General features: G+C 68.2%; 14 protein-coding genes and 2 pseudogenes. 6 read left to right on the forward strand and 10 right to left on the reverse strand.

The window, feature by feature from the left end:
• The 9 genes and pseudogenes from RMP06_RS05270 to RMP06_RS05310 form a co-directional block, all read right to left on the reverse strand.
• Window positions 1-155: pseudogene (locus RMP06_RS05270) on the reverse strand (IS5/IS1182 family transposase); the annotation flags it as partial.
• 337 nt (window positions 156-492) lie between these two features.
• The gene (locus RMP06_RS05275; protein ID WP_310460724.1) at window positions 493-1011 is read right to left on the reverse strand and encodes an aminoacyl-tRNA deacylase; all 519 of its coding nucleotides are present in this window, start codon (window positions 1009-1011) and stop codon (window positions 493-495) included.
• 15 nt (window positions 1012-1026) lie between these two features.
• A pseudogene (locus RMP06_RS05280) lies at window positions 1027-1656 on the reverse strand (L-threonylcarbamoyladenylate synthase).
• Window positions 1657-1675: 19 nt separating this feature from the next.
• On the reverse strand, window positions 1676-2539 hold the full coding sequence (locus RMP06_RS05285) for a 3',5'-nucleoside bisphosphate phosphatase (protein ID WP_310460725.1): 864 nt from the start codon (window positions 2537-2539) through the stop codon (window positions 1676-1678).
• A gap of 46 nt (window positions 2540-2585) precedes the next feature.
• Window positions 2586-5825 carry a sensor domain-containing protein gene (locus tag RMP06_RS05290; protein WP_310460726.1) on the reverse strand — a complete coding sequence of 1080 codons (3240 nt, stop codon included), beginning with the start codon at window positions 5823-5825 and terminating at the stop codon, window positions 2586-2588.
• Window positions 5822-6694, reverse strand: coding sequence for a transporter substrate-binding domain-containing protein (locus RMP06_RS05295; protein WP_310460727.1), 873 nt, complete (start codon window positions 6692-6694; stop codon window positions 5822-5824). The genes RMP06_RS05290 and RMP06_RS05295 overlap by 4 nt, the downstream gene beginning before the upstream one ends.
• Before the next feature lie 136 nt (window positions 6695-6830).
• Entirely contained in the window at window positions 6831-7385 is a 555-nt protein-coding gene (locus RMP06_RS05300; RefSeq protein ID WP_310460728.1) for a phosphoethanolamine transferase domain-containing protein, read from the reverse strand.
• Window positions 7379-7603: a LysR substrate-binding domain-containing protein gene (locus tag RMP06_RS05305; protein WP_310460729.1), complete on the reverse strand. Its 225-nt coding sequence runs from the start codon at window positions 7601-7603 to the stop codon at window positions 7379-7381. The genes RMP06_RS05300 and RMP06_RS05305 overlap by 7 nt, the downstream gene beginning before the upstream one ends.
• Window positions 7600-7731: a hypothetical protein gene (locus tag RMP06_RS05310; protein WP_310460730.1), complete on the reverse strand. Its 132-nt coding sequence runs from the start codon at window positions 7729-7731 to the stop codon at window positions 7600-7602. The genes RMP06_RS05305 and RMP06_RS05310 overlap by 4 nt, the downstream gene beginning before the upstream one ends.
• 97 nt (window positions 7732-7828) lie before the next feature.
• Between RMP06_RS05310 and RMP06_RS05315 the strand changes: the two genes are divergently transcribed.
• From RMP06_RS05315 to RMP06_RS05340, 6 genes are all read left to right on the forward strand, one after another.
• Window positions 7829-9013, forward strand: coding sequence for an acyl-CoA dehydrogenase (locus tag RMP06_RS05315; protein ID WP_310460731.1), 1185 nt, complete (start codon window positions 7829-7831; stop codon window positions 9011-9013).
• 2 nt (window positions 9014-9015) lie between these two features.
• A complete protein-coding gene (locus RMP06_RS05320; protein WP_310460732.1) occupies window positions 9016-10203 on the forward strand; it encodes a CaiB/BaiF CoA transferase family protein in 1188 nt (395 codons plus the stop codon).
• Between the two features lie 108 nt (window positions 10204-10311).
• The gene (locus RMP06_RS05325; protein ID WP_310460733.1) at window positions 10312-12309 is read left to right on the forward strand and encodes a TonB-dependent receptor plug domain-containing protein; all 1998 of its coding nucleotides are present in this window, start codon (window positions 10312-10314) and stop codon (window positions 12307-12309) included.
• Between the two features lie 6 nt (window positions 12310-12315).
• A complete protein-coding gene (locus tag RMP06_RS05330) occupies window positions 12316-12873 on the forward strand; it encodes a YfiR family protein (protein ID WP_310460734.1) in 558 nt (185 codons plus the stop codon).
• Complete coding sequence (locus tag RMP06_RS05335) at window positions 12870-15590, forward strand: response regulator (protein WP_310460735.1); 2721 nt, start codon at window positions 12870-12872, stop codon at window positions 15588-15590. The genes RMP06_RS05330 and RMP06_RS05335 overlap by 4 nt, the downstream gene beginning before the upstream one ends.
• Window positions 15587-16906, forward strand: coding sequence for a diguanylate cyclase domain-containing protein (locus RMP06_RS05340; RefSeq protein ID WP_310460736.1), 1320 nt, complete (start codon window positions 15587-15589; stop codon window positions 16904-16906). The genes RMP06_RS05335 and RMP06_RS05340 overlap by 4 nt, the downstream gene beginning before the upstream one ends.
• On the opposite strand, the gene RMP06_RS05345 is transcribed toward RMP06_RS05340, so the two are convergent.
• A complete protein-coding gene (locus RMP06_RS05345) occupies window positions 16882-17292 on the reverse strand; it encodes a hypothetical protein (protein ID WP_310460737.1) in 411 nt (136 codons plus the stop codon). The genes RMP06_RS05340 and RMP06_RS05345 overlap by 25 nt on opposite strands.
• Between the last annotated feature and the right edge of the window lie 9 nt (window positions 17293-17301).

Here is a 17301-nt window from a genome sequence, read left to right on the forward strand (position 1 = left end):
TACGTCGTCGGTCTCCCAGGCTTGCCGCTGACTGGCGCTGCCTGCCACGCCATGTCCCGATCCAGCCACATCGTCAGCGACCCCCTGGCTCTCAGCGCCTTCGTGTAGGGCGACCAGTTCTTCGTCGTGTACTTCTTCTTCGCCGGCTTGCTCATCCCGTCAGCCTACCTCACCGCTCGACCACCGGCCGGCTGGGTGGGTTGTGCAACAAAGCCGTACTGACATCGCTCGCCGGTAGCTTCTTGCTAAAATCCGGCAAACACATGCTGGTGGCGGAAGTGCTTGGGCAGCGTGTCAAGGCGAGTCTAAATTGGACACCCCTACCCAGTTCGGACTCTTGGGTGGTGATCCACTTTGTTAGCGTCGCGCCCGAGGCAGTGTCGCCACCTTATCTGACCTTCTCGCTGCAACCGCGGCCATACAAACTGCGCTGAGTTGCCGGCAACGAAATCTGGCGGGGTTGCTATCAGCGTGTCCCGGCTGACTCGTCCTTCATGAGCGCGGAGGCGATCCGGACTGTGCCTGATCCGCCGCCTGCACTTCGATGGCGCCCAGTGTGGTGGTCAATACCGCCGGCGCGATGCCGACGAGGTAGCCGCGCCGGCCGCCATTGATGTAGATGCGCTCGATCCCGAGCACGGTCGATTCGACATACACGGGCACCGCCTTGCGAAAGCCGAACGGCGAGGTGCCGCCGACGAGGAAGCCGCTGTGGCGCTGCGCCACCTCGGGCTTGCAGGGCTCGACCTTCTTCGCGCCGATCTGGCGCGCGAGGTTCTTGGTGCTGACCTGGCGGTCGCCGTGCATCAGGATGAGCAGCGGCTTCGCGTCCTGGTCCTGCATCACCAGCGTCTTGACGACGGCGTGTTCGTCCACCCCCAGCTGGCGCGCGGACTCGGCCGTGCCGCCGTGGTCGACATAGTCATAGGGGTGTTCGGTGTAGGCGACACCGTGCGCCTTGAGGAACTGCGTCGCGGGGGTTTCGCTGACGTGGGCGGACTTCTTCGCCATGCCGACCTCAGTCGCTCAGGCCAGACCGAGTGCCGCCAGATCGCCCCGGCCGACACGGATCACCACCGGGTCGCCACCGCTCAGGTCGATCACCGAGGTCGGCTCGGCCGGGCAGGCACCGGAGTCGACCACGGCCTGGATCAGGTGGTCGTAGCGCTCGCGTATCTCTTCGGCGTCGTTGAGCGGCTCGGTTTCGCCGCGCGGGATCAACGTGGTGCACAGCAGCGGCTGGCCGAGCAGGCTGAGCAGTTCCTGCGTGACGACGTGGTCCGGCACGCGCAGGCCGATGGTGCGCCGCGACGGGTGCGAGACGCGGCGCGGTACTTCCTTGGTCGCTTCCAGGATGAAGGTGTAGGGGCCTGGTGTGGCGCTTTTCAGCAGCCGGTACTGCTTGTTGTCGACCTTGGCGTAGCTGGCCAGTTCCTACAGGTCGCGGCACAGCAGTGTCAGGTGGTGCTTGTCATCGACACCGCGGGCGCGGCGCAGCGCATCGACGGCCGCCTTGTCGTCGAGGTGGCAGACCAGCGCGTAGCTGGAGTCGGTCGGAATCGCTGCGACACCGCCGGCAGCGAGGATCGCGACGGCTTGGCGGAGCAGGCGCGGCTGCGGGTTGTCGGGGTGGACTTCGAAGTGCTGGGCGGCCATGGCAGAGCGGAACGGTGAATCAGGCCGGGTGCGTGATGCGCTCGGCCAGCAGCTCCCACACCGGGGTCAGCTGCGCGGGAAGGCGTGGCAGCTTGCCCAGGTCGGTGCGGCTCTCGGCGGGTGAGTGGAAATCGCTGCCACGCGAGGCGGCCAGTCCGAATTCCACGGCCATCGCTGCGTACTTGCCGTACTCGGCCGTGGTGTGGCTGCCGGTGACGACCTCCACGCCCTGGCCGCCGTGTTCCTTGAACTCCGAGAACAGCGCGAATTCGGTGGTCGGCGTGAAGCGGTGGTAGCGCCCCGGGTGGGCAATGACCGCCACGCCACCGGCCTGCGTGATCCAGCGCACCGCGTCGCCCAGACCGGCCCAGCGGTGCGGCACATAGCCGGGCTTGCCGTCGGCCAGGTACTTGCGGAACACGTCATTGGTGTCGTGGCACTTGCCGGTTTCGACCAGGTAGCGCGCGAAGTGCGTGCGCGAGATCAGGTCCGGATTGCCGACGTACTTCAGCGCGCCCTCGAACGCGCCAGGGATGCCCACCTTGAGCAGCTCGGCGGCCATCTCGCGGGCACGTTCCTCGCGGCCACCGCGGGTGGCGGCCAGACCTTGACAGAGTGCGGTGTCGCGGTCGTCGAATCCGAGGCCGATGATGTGGACGGTCTCTCCCGCAAACGTCACCGAGATCTCGACGCCGGTCAGGTGCGGCAGGCCTTGTGCCCGTGCGGCATCGCGGGCGCGCTGCTGACCGCCGACTTCGTCGTGGTCGGTCAGCGCCCACAGCTCGACGCCGTTGGCGCGGGCGCGCTCGGCCAGGGCTTCGGGACTCAGTGTGCCGTCGGAGACGGTCGAGTGGCAGTGCAGATCGGCGTTGAAGATGTTCACCGGGACATTGTAGGAGGCTGTCCGGTGGCTTGTGGTGCGACGGTGGTCAGATGACCGGCCAAACGTCGGCGTAGTCGTCGCGGGTGGCAGCTGGCTGGCGCGTGGTGGCGTCCGCGGTGGCGTCGATCAGCCAGCGGCGCGCGGTGGCGGCCGGCTCCGGGCGGCCGAAGAAATAGCCTTGCGCAGCGTCACAGCCGATCTGCTGGAGCTGGTACATCTGGTCCTCGGTCTCGACCCCTTCCGCCAGCACCGAGATGCCCAGGCTGCGGCCCATCGCGACCATGGCATTCACGAGCTGCGCATCGGTGCTGTCGGTCATCAGGTCGCGGATGAAGCTGCGGTCGATCTTGAGCTTGCCCACGGGGAAGCGCTTGAGGTGCGAGAGCGAGGAATAGCCGGTGCCGAAGTCGTCGATGGCGAGCTGCACGCCCATCGCGCGCAGGCTGTGCAGGAACGCCTCGCTGTGGTCGCCCTGCTGCATCAGGCCGGATTCGGTGATCTCCAGCTCCAGGTGCTCCGCGGACAAGCCGTGGGCGTCGAGGGCTTTCTGGACCCGGGCGACCGTGCCGCCACGCTGCATCTCGACCGCGGAGATGTTGACCGCGATGCGCCCGAATTCGAGCCCCTCGTCTAGCCAGGCCCGGCCTTGCCGGCAGGCCTCGCTCGTGACCCACTCGCCCAGCGCGACGATGTGGCCGGTGTCCTCCAGCACCGGGATGAACTCGGCCGGTCCCACCGGTGGCAGGCCGGGCTGGTTCAGGCGGACCAGCGCTTCCAGGCCGATCAGGCGCCGGTCGCTCAAGCGGTAGAGCGGTTGGTACCAGAGTTCGAACTCCTGGCGCTCCAGTGCGCGGCGCAGGCGTGTGTCGAGCTGCAGACGCACTTGTGCGGCCTGCGTCAGCGCTTCGGTGTAGTAGCGGTACGTGCCGCGGCCGGCGCGTTTGGCCTGGTACATGGCGGTGTCGGCGTCGCGCAGCAGCTCCTCGACCTCGGTACCGTCCTCCGGGTAGAGGCTGATGCCGATCGAGGCCTGCACATAGACCTCGCTCGGACCGACGTCGAAGGGGCTCGACAGCAGCTGCAGCAGCTCCTGCGCCACGGCGGCAGCGTCCTCGCCTTCGCGCAGCGTTTCCAGCAGCAGGATGAACTCGTCGCCGCCGAGCCGGGCCAGCGTGTCCTCGCGCCGGGTGCGCTGGGCCAGGCGCCGGGCGACACCGACCAGCAGCTGGTCGCCAGCGTTGTGGCCGAGGCTGTCGTTGACGTTCTTGAAGTTGTCCAGGTCGATGTAGAGCACGGCTACCTTGTGGTGCTGGCGCCGCGCCGCGGCCAGCGCATGCTCCATCCGCGACAGCACCATCAGCCGGTTCGGCAACCCCGTCAGGCTGTCGACATGGGCGAGTTGCTGCAGGCGCGCCTCGACTTCCTTCTTGGCCGTGATGTCGGTGAAGACGGTGACGAGGTGGGTGGGCAGGCCCTGTTCGTCCGAGACAGTGGCGATGGAACTCCAGAGCGCCTGGTAGACCCCATCCTTGCGCACACTCCAGACCTCCCCCTGCCAGCGCCCGTGCTGGAGCACGCTGTCGCGGATGTCGCGAAAGAACCCGTCGCCATGCCGATTCGAGCGCAGGAAGTCGGTGGTCTGTTCGACGGCCTCCTGTTCGCTGTAGCCAGTGATCTCGGTGAAGGCGCGATTGACCGAGACGATGCGCCGCTGCATGTCGGTCACGATGACGCCGTCCTGCGTACTTTCGAGCGCGGCGGCATGGAGCCGGTTGCGGTCCTGGCCCTCGCGCCACTGCTCGCGGCGCTGGAATTGGGTCAGCGCGTAGGACATGTCGCTGCTGATCTCGCTGAACAGGGCCTGTTCCTCGGCGTCTTCCGGGTCGAATCGCTCGCGCACCAGCACCAGCACGGCGATGATCGTGTCGTTGCAGGTTACCGGGATCGCGACGGCCTGGGTCGGTGACGCCGCGGGGACGTCCCAGCGCAGGTGCCCGCTGCGCCAGGTGCGCAAGGCAGGGTGCGCATCCTCTGCCGCAGCGTCGTCGAGGCGCAGGCGGGCAGGGCGGTGTTCAGGGGCTGTCAGTGCCGGATCCCCTGCCTGCGTCACGGGGGCAAGGACCGTGTTCCGGCTCTCGGGCTCCAGTATCCAGGCCATCGTGAAATGGCCGTGGCTCAGGGCGACCGCGCAGATCCGCTCGAACAGCTCGGTGGGCGAGCGGGTCCAGACGATCGACTGGTTGACCTGGCTCAGGAAGCTGTAGAGGCGGCTCAGGGTCCGGATGCGCTCTTCGCTGTGCTTGCGCTCGCTGATGTCCCAGCTGATGACCACCACGCGGTCGTCGGCGTCGGGCAAGGCGTGGGCGCGGGCCTCGAACCAATGGGGCTCACCGTTCAGATCCAGGTTGTATTCCGTGTGCGTGACCTCGCGGGTGGCCAGCGTGCGCCGGATGATGGCGTCGACGCGCTGGGCCGCATCGGGGGTCAGAAACTCGTGGTAGCGCCGGCCGATCAGTGTCTCCGCCGGTGCGGCCAGCTTGTCGGCCTGGCCGTAGACCTCCAGGTAGGTGCCCTGCGCGTCGAGCACGAAGGACACGTCGGGCATCGCTGCCGCGAAGGCCCGCAGGTGGGCCTCGCGGCGCGCGAGTGTGTCGAGTGTGCGGTCGCGCTGGCTGGCGTGGCGCTGCTGGAGCAGCATCAGCCCGAGGGTGCCGAGCGCGATCAGCACCAGCGTCGCCATGCTCAGGAGACCCTGCTGGCGCAGCCGCTCGTGGCGCATCTCGTCGGCCAGCCGTTCCATGTCCATCACCGTGCGGTCGATGTCCAGGTGCAGTGCGCGCAGCGTGGTCGCAGGATGGCCCGGGTTGTCCGAGACCCGGGCGTGCAGCGCCTGCCGGGTCTGGTCAACTTGGCGCGCGTATTCGTCTGCGGCCTGAACCAGCCGGGCCGACAGGGCGCTGCTGCTGTCCAGCGTCCGGATCTGCGTCTGGAGTGCCTTCGCGCTCTCGAAGGCGTTGTCCAGTTCGGCGTCGATGCTGGAGACGCTGGCGCCACCGTCGCCGCGCCGCAGACGTTCGGCCTGTACCTCTGCGGTGCGGAGCTGCAGGCGGATCTGGTCGATCAGCCGGGTCGGGCGGCTGGTGTCGATCAGCGTGGCGCGCCAGCGCAGATCGGTCCATGCGGCCAGGCACAGGCAGAGTGCACCGAACACAGCGATCACCCCCAGCATGCGCCCGACCGACCGGGGCCGTACCTTGTCGGGCGGTGGCGGGAACTCGTCGCTCATGGCCGTGCTCCTCTGATTCGGCTGGCGGGGTCCATGCCGTGGGCTGCAGCGATGTCATCGGCGCTGAAGCCATAGCGGGCCACCGAGCGCACGTGTTCGGCGCTGCCGAGATAGCTCGACAGGGCCTGGTCAAGGCGTGCACGCCGCGGGTCACCCGGTCGGAAAACGAAGGCGGGATAGCCGATGTCCGGCTGTCCGTCGCGCAGCGGTATGGAGAGCGGCGTGGCCATGTCCAGCGTGGGGGATTCGCGCACGGCCCACCGCAGTGACGGCGCCGACAGTGCGAACGCAGCGGCCTGGCCCGATCGCAAGGCCGCGAGTGCACTCGCCGGATCGGGCAGGCGCAGCAGCTGTGCGTCGGTCAGGCCGGCCACCCGTGCCTGCGCCAGTTCGACCGATCCGTCCAGGACCGCCAGCGGTGCCCTGCCAGGGCGGCGCAGGTCTTCCAGCGCATGCAGGCCGAGCGGATTGCCCTTCGGCACCAGCAGCCCTGCGCGCACCGAGGTGGTCGGGCGGGTGAATTCGACCTGCGAGGCCCGCTCGGGGGTGATGAACATGCCGGCGGCGATGACGTCGATGCGGCCACTTTGCAGTTCATGGATGAGGCGCGGAAACTCCACATGCACCCACACCGGCTCCGGCAGGCCGGCACGCTGCAGCGCGGCCCGCAGCGTGTCGACCGCCTCCCCTTGCAGCACGCCCTGGGCGTCCCGGTAGGCGTAAGGGGCTTCCAGCGCGTAGCCGGCGCGCAGCACCATGCCGTCACCACCGTCGGTGTTGACGTCGGGCGAGGTGCGGGCGACCAGCGTGAGCGCGGCGGCGGCGACACCGACGACGAGCGCGCTCCACGCCATCAGGTGCCAGCGCATTGATGGAACCCCTTGTTCATGCAATGACCACTGCGACAGGCAGCTGGATTCGGGTGGATGTTCCGGGTTATCGGATCGACTGCGTATTTAATCAAATCGCACCGGCAGAACTTGTGATCTTGCGCTGCACGACGGGTCAAAACAGGACATTCTGGACAGCCAGCAGCATCCGCCAGAGCCGTGCCGGGCTGAGCAGTTCGACGAATTCGGCGTGCTGCAGCCACATCCACGAGAAGTCGGCGACGCTCAGGATCAGCACTGCAGTCGCTACCCCTGCAGCGGCCATGGCCACACCGAGATTGTTCAGCAGTTGCGCCCAGGTGTCGCTCTGACACGACACTGGCCGGCTCCACAGCCAGGCCAGTGGCCCGCCTGCCAGCAGCACGAACTGCGTGGTGGCCGGCATGTCCACTGGCAGATCCGCCCCTAGCGCCGTCCAGGCGGTGCCCAGCAGTGCCAGACTCAGGGCTGGCCGGATCGTCCGCGGCCAGGCCAGCACGCTGAACACCAGCGTGCACAACGCTGCCAGCAGCACCATGGTCGATCCGATGAACACGGGCGCGCGGCCGTCCGCCAGTTCCGGCAGGCGGGCCAGCGTCTGCCACAGGCGCAGTTGTCCCGCACTCGCCAGCCACAGGCTGCCGAGCACGGCCAGACCGTGCGGACTCTGCGGTGTTCGCTCGGTCAGCACCGGTGTGGCTCCGCGGCCACTTCTGCCAGCCAGGTGCCGAAACGCACGAGCAGGGCGTCGTGTTCACGTCCTTCGGGCACGACGAAGTAGCAGGCGCGGTCGCTGTCGTGCGCCTCCGGCGTGGCCTGGCAGAGTCGGCCCTGTGCCAGCTCGTCGGTGACCATGAAATCCGGCACCAGCGCCACGCCGAGACCCAGCATGGCCGCCTGCACGCTCATCGAGAACTGCTCGTAGCGCGGTCCGCGCAGATCGCCTTCGCACTGCAGCCCGGCCAGTGGCTGTCGCCGGCGTAGATCGTGGCGTCGAACTCGGTCAAGGCGGCGGTGCTGGGGATGCGGCGTTTCACGGAGTGCGTTTGAAGAAGGGCTGAATGCAATATTCTCGTTTGAATCTCCTGGGCTGCGCCTCTAGGATATGCACGCACAGAACTTGGAGATTCCGACATGGCCCGCACGCACCGCGCATCCTTCAAATGGCAAGACCCGCTGCTGCTCGACGCGCAGCTCTCCGACGACGAACGCGCCGTGCGCGACGCCGCCCGCGCCTACTGTCAGGACAAGCTGATGCCGCGCGTCACCGATGCCTTCCGGAACCAGACCACCGACGTGGCGATCTTCCGCGAAATGGGTGAACTGGGCCTGCTGGGTTCCACCCTCCCCGAGCAGTACGGCGGCGCGGGCCTGAACTACGTCTGCTACGGGCTGGTGGCGCGCGAGGTGGAGCGGGTCGATTCGGGCTACCGCTCGATGATGAGCGTGCAGTCGTCGCTCGTGATGGTGCCGATCAACGAATTTGGCAACGAGGCGACGAAGCAGAAATACCTGCCGAAGCTGGCCGCCGGCGCGTGGATCGGCTGTTTCGGCCTGACCGAGCCGGACCACGGCTCCGACCCCTGCGGCATGGTGACCCGCGCCCGCAAGGTCGACGGCGGCTACGCGCTGACTGGCTCGAAGATGTGGATCACCAACTCGCCGATCGCCGACGTGTTCGTGGTCTGGGCCAAGGACGACGAGGGCCAGATCCGCGGCTTCGTGCTGGAGAAGGGCTGGAAGGGCCTGAGCGCACCGGCCATCCACAGCAAGGTGGGCCTGCGCGCGTCGATCACCGGCGAGATCGTGATGGACAGCGTGTTCTGCCCGGAGGAAAACGCCTTTCCCGACGTGCGCGGCCTGAAGGGCCCGTTCACCTGCCTGAACAGCGCCCGCTACGGCATCGCCTGGGGCGCGCTGGGGGCGGCGGAGTTCTGCTTCGAGACGGCACGCCAGTACACGATGGACCGCAAGCAGTTCGGCAAGCCGCTGGCCGCCAACCAGCTCATCCAGAAGAAGCTCGCCGACATGCTGACCGAGATCGCGCTGGGCCTGCAGGGCTGCCTGCGGCTGGGCCGGATGAAGGACGAGGGCACGGCAGCGATCGACCTGACCTCGATCATGAAGCGCAACTCCTGCGGCAAGTCGCTCGACATCGCCCGCACCGCGCGCGACATGCTTGGCGGCAACGGCATCTCGGACGAGTTCGGCGTGGCGCGCCACCTCGTCAACCTCGAAGTCGTCAACACCTACGAGGGCACGCACGACATCCACGCGCTGATCCTCGGCCGCGCGATCACCGGCATCCCGGCGTTCTGAGCATGACCGCGCTCGACGGCCTGAAGGTGCTGGACCTGTCCCGCGTGCTTGCCGGGCCGTGGGCGTCGCAGATGCTGGCGGATCTCGGCGCGGACGTCGTCAAGGTCGAGCGCCCCGGCAGCGGCGACGACACCCGCACCTGGGGTCCGCCGTGGCTGAAGGACGCCGACGGGAACGACACGGCCGATGCCGCCTACTTCTTCTGCACCAACCGCAACAAGCGCTCGGTCGCCATCGACATGGCCACGCCGGACGGACAGGCCCTGTTGCGGCGGCTGGCGGCCGAGGCGGATGTCGTGCTGGAGAACTTCAAGGTCGGCGGGCTGAAGCAATACGGGCTGGACCACGAGACGCTGTGCGCGCGCCACCCGCGGCTGATCTACTGCTCGATCACTGGCTTCGGCCAGACCGGTCCTTACGCGCCACGCGCGGGCTACGACTTCCTGATCCAGGGCATGGGCGGGCTGATGAGCGTGACCGGCCGCGGCGACGCGGAAGAGGGCGCCGGGCCGCAGAAGGTCGGCGTCGCGCTGACCGACCTGATGACCGGGCTGCACGCGGCCATCGGCATCCTCGCTGCGCTGCAGCACCGCGAGCGCACGGGGGCCGGTCAGCACATCGACCTGGCGCTGCTCGACGTGCAGGTCGCCGCACTCGCCAACCAGGCCGGCAACTACCTGATCAGCGGCCAGGTGCCGGGCCGCATGGGCAATGCGCACCCGAACATCGTGCCGTACCAGGATTTCCCGACCGCGGACGGCGACATGGTGCTGGCCATCGGCAACGACGGGCAGTTCGCGCGCTTCTGCGAGGTGGCGGGTCGCACCGACTGGGCGAGCGATCTGCGCTTCGCCACCAACGCGGCGCGGGTGGCCAACCGCGCTGTGCTGATTCCGCTGCTGCGCCAGACCACGGTGATGCGCACCACGCACGCGTGGGTCGCGGCGCTGGAGTCGCGTGCTGTGCCGTGCGGGCCGATCAACCGGCTCGACGCGGTGTTCGCCGATCCGCAGGTGGTGGCACGCGGGCTGCGGGTCGCGCTGCCGCACCCGCAGGCCGGGACGGTGCCGGGCGTGGCCAACCCGGTCCGGCTCTCGGCGACGCCGGTGGTGTACCGCTCGGCACCGCCGCTGCTGGGCCAGCACACCGACGAGGTGCTGGCCGACTGGCTGGGCCATGGCGGGCCGTGATCGGCGCCGGATCTGAACAAGGCAGGATCCGGTCGCCTTATCCCGGCGTTGTGGTCGTGGCTGGCTGCATAGGATCGTGGCAATTCAGCTTGCCTGTCTGCTGCCGCCATGACGACCCTCCACAACGGCCATCGGCCAATACCGCAGACCGTGGCCCGCTGGCGTCCGCTGGGGCTGGTGCTGGCGAGCGTGCTGACCCCTTCCGCCCAGGCGGCCAATGACCTGATCGCGCTCAGCCTGGAGCAACTGCTCGACGTCACCATCACCGGTGCGTCCAAGTACGCGCAGAAGCAGAGCGAGGTGCCCGCGGCGGTCAGCGTGATCACCCGCCAGGAAATCAAGGCGTTCGGCTGGCGCACCCTCGACGATGCCCTGGGCAGCCTGCCCGGTGTCCACACGACCTATGACCGCCAGTACAGCTACGTCGGCATGCGCGGTTTCGGGCTGCCGGGGGACTACAACACCCGTCTGCTGGTCACGGTCAACGGCAACCGGCTGAACGACGTGGTCTATGACCAGGCCTATGTCGGTCGGGACTTTCCGGTCGACCTGGATCTGATCGAGCGCATCGAGTTCTTGCCCGGTCCGGGAGGCGCGGTCTACGGTCAGAACGCGATGTTCGGTGTGGTCAATGTGGTCACCCGCAGCGGCGCCGATCTCGGGGGCGCCGAGCTGGCCTGGACACACCAGTCGCCGCAGGCCTTGCAGGAGGGCCGGCTCAGTTGGGGCCGACAACTCGCCAATGGGGTGGATGTGCTGGTCTCGGGCTCTAGCCTGCACGCGCGAGGCGAGGACCGTTACCACGACTTTGGCGCTGCCGGTGTGGCCGGTTTGGCTGCCAGACTCGACGGCGAGCGCGACCGCGAATACTTCGTCCGTCTTGCGCGCGGTCCCTGGGCCTTCGACGTGGTGCATGGCAGCCGCAGCAAGGACAACCCCACCGGTGCCTTCCAGTCCGACCCGCTCGTTCCGGGGCAGTACCAGGCCGACGGGTTCAGTCTGGCGCATCTGCAGTACAACGACCGTTTCGCTGACGGCAAGCTGCAGGTGCTGGGTCGGTTGTTCGCGGGGGAGCAACGCTACCGGGGCATGTTCAGCTACGGCACGATGTTCTACGAACCCAGCGCCAGTGGCTGGCGCGGGGCGGAGTTGCGCGTGCTGTCCGACGCCGTGGCGGGGCACCGGCTGATGGCGGGGCTGGAGGGTCAGGACAACATCCGCGTCACGCAGGTCGTGAAGGATCTGGCCAATCCGGCCGGGGATCTCCATATCAGCAGTCCCGGCTACCGGGTCGGCGTGTATGCACAGGATGAGTGGCATGTCACCGACACGTTGGTGACCACGCTCGGGATGCGGGTGGACCGCAACGACCGCACAGGCACCAAGTTCAGTCCACGTGCCGCTGCCGTGTGGCAAGCCACCTCCGAGACCACAGTCAAGGCACTGTATGGACGCGCCCACCGTGCCCCGAATGGCTATGAACGCGACTTCGGTGACGGTGTGGCCCAGGTGGCCAATCCGGCCCTGCGCGGGGAACGCATCGACACCCTGGAATTTGTCACCGATCACCGGATCGCCCAGGATCTGACCGTGCGCGGCACGGTCTATCGCTGGACCATGCACGATCTGGTTGTCCAGGGGACCGATGCGGTCAGCGGACTGCAGCAATACCAATCGGGCGAGGCGGTACACGCCCGTGGCCTGGAGCTGTCCGCCGACAAGACCTGGGCGGCCGGGGCGCGGCTGCGGGGCAGCGTGTCGTCGCAGAACGTGGCCTATGCGAGCGGGCGGGAGTTGCTGAATGCGCCCCAGGTGCTCGGGAAGATCAATCTGTCGGCGCCGCTGCCGTGGGCGGGGCTGCGTGCCGGTGTCGAGTGGCACGCCGAGGGGCAGCGTCTGAGCGCCAATGGCAGCCGGCTCGGTGGCTACGCGGTGACGAACCTGCAACTGAGCACCGAAGCCCTGGCGCCGGGGCTGGAGCTGTCACTGGGCTTGCGCAACCTGTTCAGCAAGTCCTATGCACACCCCAGCGCCGACAGCAACTGGCAGAACGCGATCGACCAGGACGGCCGCAGTGTGCGGGTCAAGCTTGCCTACCGGTATTGAGCCTGCATGAACTGGCTCGGGTACTGCCGCGTGGGTGTGCTGGTGCCGTCCCTGCTCTGGGTCGCCTTGGTGGGTGGCCTGTTGTTGCTCGCCCCGAATGCACAGGCCGACGACTTCCCCGAATACCGCCTCAAGGTGGCTTTTCTGTACAACTTTTCCTTGTTCACCGAGTGGCCTGCCGAGGTCGGCCCCACGCTCCAGTTCTGTCTCCAGGGGACGGATCCGTTCGGGCGCGATCTCGACGCGCTGCAAGGCAAACCTGTGGGCGCCCGCAGCCTGCAGGTGCAGCGCAAGGCGGGCAATGACTCCCTGAAGGGGTGTCACATCGTTTTCATCGCCGCCTCGGCGCTGGAGCGCCTGCCGCGGGTGCTCGACGAGGTGCGCGGCCTCCCGGTCCTGCTGGTGGCGGACAGCCCGGGTGCGGCGGGGCAGGGCGTCATGCTGAACCTGTCGGTGGCACAGAACAACAAGATCTCCTTCGAAGCCAATCTGCTGGCGGCGCGCACAGCCCACCTGCAGCTCAGCTCCAAGCTGCTGCGTCTGGCCACGGAGGTGATCCAGTGATCACGCTGAACCAGCGTCTGCGCGGCATCAACCGCATGGTCCTCACGGTGGCGGTGTCCACCGTCGGGGGCATCATCATCCTGAGCAATTTCGCGCTCGGACTGCTGGACCTGACCGGTACGGGCCGGGTGCAGGCCAAGGTGCTGGTGGAAAACGCCGCGGCGTCAATGATGTTCCACGATGCCAAATCGGCGCGCGAGGTGCTGCAGTCGCTGCGCAACTCGCCGGAAGTGCTCGGTGCCATCCTGCACACCCCCGACGGGCAGGAGTTCGCCCGCTACCAGCGCGACCCGGCTGCGATGCCTGCGCCCCTGGACGAACACCGGCACGTGCCGCAATCGGTCAAGTTCCTGTCCGATCGCCTGGTGTTGAGCCAGCCGGTGCTGTTCGAGCAGACCGCGTCGGGTTACCTCGACCTGGAAGTGGGGCTGGCCGGCCTGTATCGGCGCACGGCCGCGCAGGTGCTGCTCACGCTCGGGGCCGCGGTGCTGGCGCTGGTGGCCAGCCGGTGGTTGCTGCGCCATCTGAATGCGTCCGTGCTGGAGCCGCTGGCCGGTTTGAACACGCTTATGGAGCGGGTGTCGGACGAGGCCGATTACCGCCTGCGTGCCCGCGGCAGCGACATCGCCGAACTCGACGTGCTGGCACGGGGCTTGAACGACATGCTGGTCCAGATCTGCGACCGCGACACCAGCCTGGCGGCCTACCGCGACCACCTGGAGGAGCAGGTGCAACGGCGTACGGCCGAACTGCAGCACGCCAAGGAGTCCGCCGAGGCCGCCAGCCAGGCCAAGAGCGAGTTCCTGGCGACGATGAGCCACGAGATCCGCACGCCGATGAACGGGGTGCTCGGCATGAACGAGCTGCTCCTCGACAGCGTTCTCGATCCACGCCAGCGCAGCTGGGCCGAGGCCGTGGAAGCCTCCGGGCGCCATCTGCTCGGGGTCATCAACGACATCCTCGATTTCTCGAAGATCGAGTCCGGCCACCTGGAGCTGGAGGCCGTGGACTTCAACCTCTGCGATGTGGTGGAGGACGCGCTGGCCATGTTCGTGCAGCCCGCCGAGCGCAAGGGGCTGGAGCTGGCGGTGGAGGTCATCCCGCACGACGCCCCGCTGGGCGTGCGCAGCGACCCGTTCCGCCTGCGCCAGGTCATTGCCAATCTGATTGGCAACGCGGTGAAATTCACCGACGAGGGCGAGGTGGTGGTGCGCGTGCGGCTGGTCGAACAGGGCGCGCGCGAGGTGGCGGTGTGCGTGAGTGTCGAGGACACGGGCATCGGCATCGCACCCGAAGCCCAGGCGCGGATCTTCGAGCACTTTTCGCAGGCCGATGGTTCCACCACGCGGCGTTTCGGCGGCACGGGCCTGGGGCTGGCGATCTGCCGGCGCTTGCTGAACCTGCTGGGCGGCACGGTCCGGGTCGACAGCGTGCCGGGGCAGGGGTCGACGTTCAGCATCGATCTGCGTCTGCCGGTGGCCGCCGCTGCGATCGGCCGCGCACCGGCGCCGCGTGCGCTCGACGGCGTGCGCGCCCTGGTGGTGGACGACAACGAGACCAACCGCCACATCCTGTCGCAGCAGCTCATGGGCTGGGGCCTGCGGGTGCGCTGTGTCGAAGGGGGCGCCGAGGCGCTGGTGCTGATGGCCGAGGCCGCGCAGTCGGGGGTGCCGTTCCAGCTCGGCATCCTCGACATGCACATGCCGCACATGGACGGCCTGCAGCTTGCCGCCCGGATCCAGGCCCACCCCGAGCTGGCCACCACCCGCCTGATGATGCTCAGCTCCACCTACGCCAATGCCGACCAGGCATCGCGGCAGGCGTCCGGCGTGTTGCGCTACCTGAACAAGCCCGTGCGCCGGGCCGATCTGCTGCGGGTGGTCACCGCGCTGATGGAGGCCGGCACACCGGCGGCGGCTGCACTGCAGGGCGCTGGAATGGCGTCAGGGGGGCAGGTGCCTGCACCGGTCCAACCGCTGCAAGGCCGCGTGCTGCTCGTCGAGGACAACCCCGTCAACCAGGGTGTCGCGAAGGCCATGCTGCGCAAGCTGGGTCTGTCGATGGAGCTGGCCAACGACGGCGCCGAGGCGCTGGAACTGGTGCGCACGCAGACCTTCGACCTGGTGCTGATGGACTGCCAGATGCCGGTGATGGACGGCTACGAGGCCACTGCCGCGATCCGGACGCTCCCGGACGACCGGGGCAAGGGATTGCCGATCATCGCGCTGACCGCCAATGCGATGCAGGGCGACGAGCAGCGCTGTCTCCAGGTCGGCATGGACGCCTTCCTTGCCAAGCCCTACACGCTGGCAACCCTGCGCGCGGTGCTGGTGCGCTGGCTGCCGGCCACGCCGCAGGAGGTGCCGGCCATCGACCACAAGGTGATCGAGACCCTGCGCGAGCTGGACGAATCTGGCAGCCTGGACCTGGCGCGGGAGATCTTCGAAGCCTTCCTGGCGAGCGCCGAGCCGGCCATGGTCCGCATCGAGGCGGCGCTGGCCGACGGTGACCTGCGCGTGCTCGGGCAGGTGGCGCATGCGCTGAAGTCGAGTGCAGCCAATGTCGGTGCACTGGCCCTGTCCGCAGGCCACCGGGAACTGGAGCAATGCGCCCGCGACGAGCGCCTCGCCGACGCGCAGAACCTGATCACGCCGGTGCGCCGCGAGCATGTGCGGGCGCTGGCGGCGCTGCGCGAGCTGATGAAGGAACCCTCATGACGCCTGCACGCACCCGTATCCTGGTCGTCGATGACGATCTGACCGCACGTTTGCTGATGCGCGCCGCCTTGCGCAAGGCCGGCCACGAGGTCGTGCTGGCCGTCGATGGCGAGGACGCGCTGCGCCAGTTCCGCGCCGAGGCTTTCGATCTGGTGATGCTGGATGTCGAGATGCCCGGCCTCAGTGGCTATGACGTCTGCGCGGGGCTGCGCGCCGAGGCGGGCGAGTTGCTGCCCATCGTCATGGTCACTGGCATGGACGACCTGCAATCGGTCGACCATGCCTACGAGGCGGGCGCCACCGACTTCATTGCCAAGCCGCTGAACTGGGCGCTGGTCGGGCACCGTGTGCGCTACCTGCTGCGCGGCTATCAGGCCTTGCTGGAACTGCAGCAGGCCCAGGCGCGCCATGCCGCGGTGCTGGCGGCCATTCCGGACCTGCTGTTCGAGCTGGACCATGAGGGGCGGTTCATCGAATGCCATTCACCGTCGTCGGATCTGCTCATGCTTCCGCCCGAGCGCTTCGTCGGGCGATTGCTGACCGAGGTGCTGCCGGCGGCGGCAGCGGCCGTGAGCCTGTCGGCGCTGCAGGTGGCCCTGGAGCAGGGCACGTCCTTCGGCAAACAGTACGAGCTGACCTTGCCCCAGGGCCGCTGCTGGTTCGAGCTGTCCGTGGCACGCAAGGCCTTGACTGCGGGCCAGACACCGCGGGTCATCGCCCTCGCGCGCGACATCACGGCACGCAAGGAAGCCGAGCTGCGTGTCGCCCGCGCTGCCTATTTCGACAGCCTCACCGGCTTGCCGAACCGGCCGTCGTTCATGGAGCGCGTCAGCCGCGAGATCGGCCGCGCCGAGCGCACGGGCCAGAAGATGGCCGTGCTGTTCATGGACCTCGACGGCTTCAAGGGGGTCAACGACACCCTGGGACACGGTGCCGGTGACACCATCCTGCAGACCGCCGCCGACCGTTTCCGCCTGGAATTGCGCCCGGCCGACATGGTCTCGCGCGCCAGCCCGGGTGGTCTGGAGATCGAGTTTGCCCGGCTCGGTGGCGACGAATTCACCGCACTGCTCCTGGACATCACCGGGCCGGAGGATGCGCTGGTCGTGGCCTGCCGGATCGGTCAGGTCATGCGCCAGCCCTTCCAGCTGGACGACCGCGCCGTGTCGCTGTCGACCAGTATCGGCATCGCGCTCTACCCGGACGATGGCCGCGAGGCCGTGCAGTTGCTGAAGAACGCCGACATGGCGATGTACCGGGCCAAACGTGCCGGCCGCGACCAGGCCTGCCTTTATGGTGTGCTGCCGGGCTGCTGACCCAGGCGCCGCGCGTTGTCGCCAGCACGCTCGCTGACCGGGCTCAGGCCGGCACTCAGCACGGCCAGCGGCGTGTCGGTCATCAGCGTCCAGGCGGTCTGGGACGGCCGCATCGACCAGGGGGCCGCGGCCCAGTGCGCGTAGACGGTGGCGAGCTTCTGCGAGGCATCGAGGCTGGCCAGCGTCATCGCCTGCATCGACTCCTGCAACGCGGCCAGCTTTTCCATTCCCATCGCGGTGAACTCTTGCTGGTCGATGGCCGAAGGCTGTGCGCCGGCCGCCGCGATCCGCGTGAGGCGGTGGTTCACGACGAAGGGGACGGCGGCTCCCAGCGCGTGAATCTGCCGCTGGATGTCGGCGAGCGAGCGGTGTGCGGAGGAGGTCACGGGCAGTCC

Source organism: Sphaerotilus sp., from assembly GCF_031429695.1.
GTDB lineage: Bacteria > Pseudomonadota > Gammaproteobacteria > Burkholderiales > Burkholderiaceae_C > Sphaerotilus.